Genomic DNA, 6,480 nt, shown 5'->3' with positions numbered 1-6,480 from the left:
TCGGTGAAATAGAGGTTCCCGGCATTGTCGAAAACGAGGTCATTCGGGCCTTTCAGCGGATTGCCATCCACCGTGTCGAGTACGCGTTCGACCTTGCCTGTCGCCAGATCGATGCGTTCGATCCGCCCGCCGGAATAGTCTTCCGGGCAATTGCCGGGGATCAGGAGCCCCTCGACTTCGTGATAGAGGAACCCGCCATTGTTGCAGCACCAGAGAGCGCCGTCGGGGCCGATGGCGAGGCCGTTGGGGCCGCCGCCGGGGGTCGCGACGACTTCGGATTTTCCGCCACCCCAGTGACGAGAGATAACGCCCTTCTGGATTTCGACGATAATAATGCTGCCGTCGGACATGACGACGGGACCTTCGGGAAAGCCGAGTCCGCTGGCCAAGAGTTCGAAATCCATGCGCATTCCTCCTTGTTTTGGAGGCACATTAGGGGCGGCGCAGGGGTGCGGCAACGGGTTCCCCGAGGGGAGTGGACCGGTGGGGTGAGGGTTTGGGAAGGGGGCGGCGCGTATCAGGCGTCGGTGCGGACCAAACTGATGGCCGGGACCCGTTCGAGCCGGCGGATGGTGAAGGCGTGATCATTGCCATCGCTGATCTCGAAATGCTCGGTTGTCTTTTCGAGCCACTCAGTTTCGGCGAGCACCGGGAAATGGGCGTCGCCGTCCGGAGCCGCATCGACATCGGTGACATAGACCCGGTCGGCCAGTGGCAGGGCGAGCTTGTAGATCGCTTCGCCGCCGATCACGAAGACTTCGCGCTTGCCTTCGCGGGCTGCGATGGCCTTGGCCGCGTTCACGGCTGGTGAAAAACTTGAATAGACGCGCGCGCCGGGCGCGTCATAGGTCCAGTCGCGGGTCATGACGATATTCTCGCGGTCGGGCAGCGGGCGCCGTGGCAGGCTTTCCCAGGTCTTGCGGCCCATGATGATCGGGTTGCCGCGCGTGACTGTCTTGAAAAACATCAGGTCGCTCTTCAGGCGCCACGGCAATTGCCCGGCGACTCCGATGACGTTGTTGCTGCCACGGGCAACAATCAGGCTGAGTTTCACATCATTATACATAATCGGGGGCGTGGCCCTTCTGGACGGTCGTGAATGCTAGGTGTTTTCTGCCTTGCTTTGTTAAGCATGTGGAACAGTTATTTTTGGGTCGAAGCAACCGGATTTGTCAGCTATGCGTGACGAACCGCAGCATGGGGCTCAAGCGTGATCAATTCATTTATTTCAATCATTACCAACGGTAATCCCGGTCAGTTCATACAGGTCGTAGTTGCGTTAGCCCTGACATTCACCGCGATCTACATGCTCAAGGGCCGCGCATGGGCCTTGATGTATGTCGCTTTGATACCTTTCCTGAACTGGTCGTTCGGCGTGATTCCGGAATTCCAGATTGTCGAGAAAAGCGCGACCTGGACTCAGGGTATTTCACTGCACCCGATGACGGTGGTGACCGGCATGGTGTTCGTGATCCGCGATTTCGTACAACGCGAGATGGGCCACCGCGTGCTGGCGGTCATGGCGATGGCCGTGGCCTGGTCGTTTTATTATGCTTGGCCGGTCATTGCGCTGGCGAGCGGTATTGCCTTCGCGATTTCCGAAGGCGTCGACTGGCTGATGTTCACGTTCACGAAGTATCGGCTGTCGACGCGGATCCTGTTGTCGAGCGCGCTGGCGGCGCCGGTGGACACGACCGTGTTCCTGTACGGCGCCGACCTCGCCAAGCAGATCGAGTTCGGGGCCGAGCCTGGCAATTCGCTACATGTCGCCAATTGGGTCGTGTTCGTGATTGGTAAGATGGTGGGCGCCGTCGCGGTATCGATGATCATGCGGCGGCGGGAAGACCTCGGCCTGGTTGACCCGGCCGAGGCCTGAACCACTAGGCGGCGTCTTGGTCGAGAAGGCCTATCCGGCACTTCATGCCGGCAAGGCCTGCGCCAACCAGAGGCGCGACGAGGAACAGCCAGAGTTGCGACATGGCCTGTCCGCCGGAAAATAGCGCCGGACCGAAACTGCGCGCCGGATTGACCGATACGCCCGTCACCTGGATGCCGACGATATGGATCGCGGTCAGAGTCAGGCCGATCGACAGGCCCGCCATGGCAGTCGGGGCGCCGGCCTGCGTTGAGCCGAGGATCACGACGAGGAACAGGAAGGTCGCGACGATCTCGAAGACGATCGCGGCGGCCAGGGTGTATTCGCCGAGATAGCCCGGACCCCAGCCGTTCTGGCCAAGCCCGTTGATGGCGACATCATAGTCTGCCTTGCCGCTGGCAATCAGGAAGAGAATGCCGGCGCCAATCGTGGCCCCGATGAATTGGGCGAACCAATAGGTCAGCATGGTCTTGCCGTCCATGCGCCCGGCAACAAAGGCGCCGAAGCTGACGGCCGGGTTGACGTGACACCCCGATATCGGACCGATGCCATAGGCCATGGCCACGATGGCGAGGCCAAAGGCGAAAGCGATTCCAAGTTGTCCGACATGCTCTCCGGCAAGGACGGCGGCGCCACAACCAAACAGGATCAGGGTAAGCGTGCCGACAAGCTCGGCGGCGAAAATTTTCATGGTGTTCCCTCCCAGGACATGACGACTGTGTGCTGTCGGGGACGGAATTTGCGTCAATTCGGCGTTTTGGGCAATTGACAGGTGGTGGGCGAGCGGTAAAAGAACCGTACGTTATCTTATCACATTAATAGGTTTCCTCCCATGAAATTTCTCCTCGCTGCCGTGGCGGTCGCGCCGCTTATTGCCGGAATGGCCCACGCCCAGGATCAAGCCGAGGACGAAGTCCGCATAGAACAGACGGTCATCGTCACCTTGCCCGGGCCACAACGGACAGCTGGCGAACTGGTCAGCAATGTGGCTGCGCTCGACCGCAAGGAAATTGTCGAAGCGCTCGCCTCTACCTTGGGCGATACGCTGGACCGCCAGCCGGGCGTGGCCTCGACCTCCTTCGGACAGGGGGCAAGCCGACCCGTTCTGCGCGGCCTCGGCGCCGAACGCGTGCAAGTGCTGACCAACGGTATCGGCGTGATCGACGTGTCGGCCGCCAGCCCGGATCACCAGGTGGCCGCTGACGGCATTGATGCGCAAAAGGTCGAAATCCTGCGCGGTCCGGCCGCCCTGGTCTATGGCGGGCAGGCGATTGGCGGCGTGGTGAACGTAATAGACGGCCTGATCATGGAAGACCTGCCGAAGCGTCCGTTTGCCGGTGAAGCCTATGGTGCGACCAACAGTGTCAATGAGGGTACCGAGGGCGGCGCGCGGGTCCAGGCGGTCAATGGGCCTATCGTGGTAACGCTGACGGCCTCGACGCGTGATTTCGGCAATTATGATATCCCTGTGCCAGCCCAGTCGGACCGACTGCGGGCTGAGACCGGCAACCCGGCCGGGCCTGACGGTGAATTGCCGAACTCGTTCGTGCAGACCAATTCCGTGGCCGGCGGCCTGTCATGGATCGGCGACAAGGGATTCCTTGGCGGCGCAGTGCGCCAACAGAGTTCGCAATACGGCCTGCCGCTGGAAGAGACTGCTTTTATCGATCTCACGCAGACGCGTTACGATATTCGTGGCGGCCTGAATGTGGACAATGGTTTCCTCACCAAGATCATCGCCTCCGGGTCGGTCGCAGACTATGAACATACTGAGTTCGAGGCCCCCGACGAGCCGGGCACCATCTTCAAGACTAATGGCTTTGAAGGGCGTATCGAGGCGGGGCACGTGCTGGGCCCGCTGGAAGGCGAGGTGGGCTTGCAGTATGCCGACAGTTCGCTCGACGCAATTGGAGACGAGGCCTTCATCACGCCGACCGATACGACAAGCCTCGGCGTTTTCCTGTATGAAACCCACGACTTTGACAGCGGCCTCGGCATCGAGGGCGGTATCCGCGCGGAGCAGGTCGATCTCGACAATGAGAGCGCGGGCAAGGTGAGTTTCGACCTGTTCAGCGGGTCGGCGGGCATTCACCAACACTGGGCGTCGGGATGGTTCCTTGGGGCACAGGCCTCTTGGGCCGAGCGGGCGCCGAACCAGAGTGAGCTGTTTGCCGATGGGCCACATCTTGCCACGGAACAATACGAGGTGGGCGACAGGACGCTTGGCAAGGAGCGCGGCCTGAACCTGGAAGGCACGGCGCGCTGGGACAACGACACAATGAGGTTCGGGGTGAACCTGTTCCTGACTGATTTCTCCGACTTCATCTATCTGGCGGCCACAGGCGCGGAACGCGACGACCTGCCGGTCTTCGTATTTCGCCAGCAGGACGCGCAGTTCACAGGCGGCGAGGCCTTCGCCGAATACCAATTGCTGGGCGGCCCGCTCAAGGCCGACTGGAAATTCGACGCGGGGCTTGATCTCGTCAACGCCGAATTCGACGATGGCAGCGACGTGCCCTATGTGCCGCCAGTGACGCTGAATGCCGGGGCAGAAGCCGACTGGGGGGCTCTTGCACTGGGCGCGAAGCTGACCTGGGCAGGCGATCAGGATTCGTCCGGCGCGGGCCTGTTGCCGACCGATGGCTATGTCACTGCAGACCTGCATGCCGATCTTGACATTGCGCGCTATGGGGCAGGCCGCGAGGGCACCAAATTGTTCATAGAGGCGCGCAATATCGGTGACGCGGAAGTGCGCGCGGCGACGTCTGTCCTGAAGGACAGCGTGCCGATGCCCGGACGCAATATCCGCGCGGGCGTCCGTTTCCTGTTCTAGCGGGGCTAGACCGCCACCGGCGCCTTGATATGTGCATGGGGCGTATAATTCTCGACCTTGAAGTCCTCGTACTCCCAGCCGAACAGGTCGGTTTTGTCGGGATTGAGGGTGATCGTCGGCAGAGGGCGAGGCTCTCGGGTCAGTTGCAGCTGCGCCTGATCGATATGGTTCATATAGAGATGGGCATCGCCGAACGTGTGGACGAATTCGCCGGCCTTGAGGCCGGTCGCGCGCGCCATCATCAGCGTTAACAAGGCATAGGACGCGATGTTGAACGGCACGCCGAGGAAGATGTCGGCGGAACGCTGGTAAAGCTGGCAGTTGAGCTTGCCGTCCATGACATTGAACTGGAACAGGCAATGGCAGGGCGGCAGGGCCATGTCATTCACATCGGCCGGATTCCAGGCCGAGACGATGAGGCGGCGGGAGTTCGGATTGGTGCGGATTTCATCCAGAACCCACTGGATCTGGTCGATTACGCGGCCGTCCGGCGCCGCCCAGCTGCGCCATTGTTTACCATAGACGGGCCCGAGATCGCCGTTCTCGTCGGCCCAGTCATCCCAGATCGATACGCCATTATCCTTGAGGTAGCGGATATTCGTGTCGCCCTTGAGAAACCAGAGCAGCTCGATGATGATCGAGCGCAGGTGGAGTTTCTTGGTCGTGACCATCGGGAAACCGTCAGCCAGATCAAAGCGTATCTGGCGGCCGAACACGGCCTTTGTGCCGGTTCCAGTGCGATCTGCCCGTTCGGAACCATGCTTCAAAATGTCTGACAGGAGGTCAAGATACTGTCTCATGCGGGCCTCGTTCGCGCGATTCGTTGGCCAGAACCATTAACACAAACTTGTCCGCCGTGACCAATTTTCCGCGCATGCTCAAACCAAATTGAATGAATCTTATGAAATACACGGTGTCTGTATCTACGACCAATCCAGAGGGGGAAGGTACAACACGATGAAAAATCTTGTCAAAGGCCTGGCCAATCGCTGGCGCGCGGAAACGCGCGGCAATGTCGCAATCATCTTTGCGCTGTCCGTTATTCCGATCCTGTCAATCGCCGGGGTCGCCGTCGACACGCAGATGACGCTGACTCAGAAGAACAAGGTCCAGGCAGTCGTCGACAGCGCCGTGATCTTCGGTGCGCGCGCTATGCAGGAAGGCGCAAGCCGCGCGGAAGTCGCCAAGGACGTCAATACCTATGTGAAGGCCTTGTTGAAACAGCAAAGCACCTCGCTCGACTGCGCAGGAATCGCCCTCGAATACGAGGATGATTCCCAGGACATCAATGCGTCGATCTTCTGCTCGCAGCCAACGACTCTGTCGAACCTGTTTGGGCAGCGGACAATGGATTTTCGCGTTAGTTCCGGCTCGACCTACGGCATCGGCAAGGTCGAGATCGCGTTCGTGTTCGACGTCTCCGGTTCGATGGGTAACAGCGGCAAGATGGCCGACCTGAAGGTCGCTGCCCTGGAGGCTGTCGATACATTGCTGCCAGCCGCGTATGATACCGCCAAGTCGGACGATGTGCGCCTCGCAATGACGAGCTATGACACGATGGTCAACGCCGGCAGCTATTTCAAAGCCGTCACCAATAAGAACAACGTCCGCACCTACACGGCTTCAAAGACGATTACCGAAACCGTCTGCACCAAAGACAAAGACAAAGACAAAGACAAAGACAAAGACAAAGACAAAGACAAAGACAAAGACAAAGACAAAGACAAAGACAAAGACAACGACAAAGACAAAGACAAAGACAAAGACAAAG

Annotated in this window: 7 protein-coding genes; 3 read left to right on the top strand and 4 right to left on the bottom strand. The window is 59.8% G+C overall.

The genetic code is table 11. The features are described from left to right. Both ACESNB_RS07395 and ACESNB_RS07390 read right to left on the bottom strand, forming a co-directional pair. A partial coding sequence (locus ACESNB_RS07395; RefSeq protein WP_373005844.1) for an SMP-30/gluconolactonase/LRE family protein occupies window positions 1-404 on the bottom strand: 404 nt, incomplete at its 3' end. A gap of 113 nt (window positions 405-517) precedes the next feature. After that, on the bottom strand, window positions 518-1,054 hold the full coding sequence (locus tag ACESNB_RS07390; protein WP_373005842.1) for a dihydrofolate reductase: 537 nt from the start codon (window positions 1,052-1,054) through the stop codon (window positions 518-520). A 156-nt stretch (window positions 1,055-1,210) separates the two neighbouring features. On the opposite strand from ACESNB_RS07390, the gene ACESNB_RS07385 reads away from it, so the two are divergent. Further along, window positions 1,211-1,876: a hypothetical protein gene (locus tag ACESNB_RS07385; protein ID WP_373005840.1), complete on the top strand. Its 666-nt coding sequence runs from the start codon at window positions 1,211-1,213 to the stop codon at window positions 1,874-1,876. A gap of 4 nt (window positions 1,877-1,880) precedes the next feature. Here the strand turns inward: ACESNB_RS07385 and ACESNB_RS07380 are convergent, their stop codons facing one another. After that, entirely contained in the window at window positions 1,881-2,567 is a 687-nt protein-coding gene (locus ACESNB_RS07380; protein WP_373005838.1) for an aquaporin, read from the bottom strand. Window positions 2,568-2,708: 141 nt separating this feature from the next. Here ACESNB_RS07380 and ACESNB_RS07375 point away from each other — a divergent pair, with 141 nt between their 5' ends. After that, window positions 2,709-4,709: a TonB-dependent receptor gene (locus tag ACESNB_RS07375; protein WP_373005836.1), complete on the top strand. Its 2,001-nt coding sequence runs from the start codon at window positions 2,709-2,711 to the stop codon at window positions 4,707-4,709. Between the two features lie 5 nt (window positions 4,710-4,714). Here the strand turns inward: ACESNB_RS07375 and ACESNB_RS07370 are convergent, their stop codons facing one another. Continuing rightward, entirely contained in the window at window positions 4,715-5,509 is a 795-nt protein-coding gene (locus ACESNB_RS07370; protein ID WP_373005834.1) for a thymidylate synthase, read from the bottom strand. 157 nt (window positions 5,510-5,666) lie between these two features. Between ACESNB_RS07370 and ACESNB_RS07365 the strand changes: the two genes are divergently transcribed. After that, the coding region (locus ACESNB_RS07365) for a pilus assembly protein TadG-related protein (RefSeq protein ID WP_373005832.1) at window positions 5,667-6,480 on the top strand (814 nt) is incomplete at its 3' end.

Origin of the sequence: Hyphomonas sp. (genome assembly GCF_041689225.1) — a bacterium.
Classification (GTDB): domain Bacteria; phylum Pseudomonadota; class Alphaproteobacteria; order Caulobacterales; family Hyphomonadaceae; genus Hyphomonas.
This window is presented reverse-complemented; position numbering and strand designations above follow the sequence as displayed.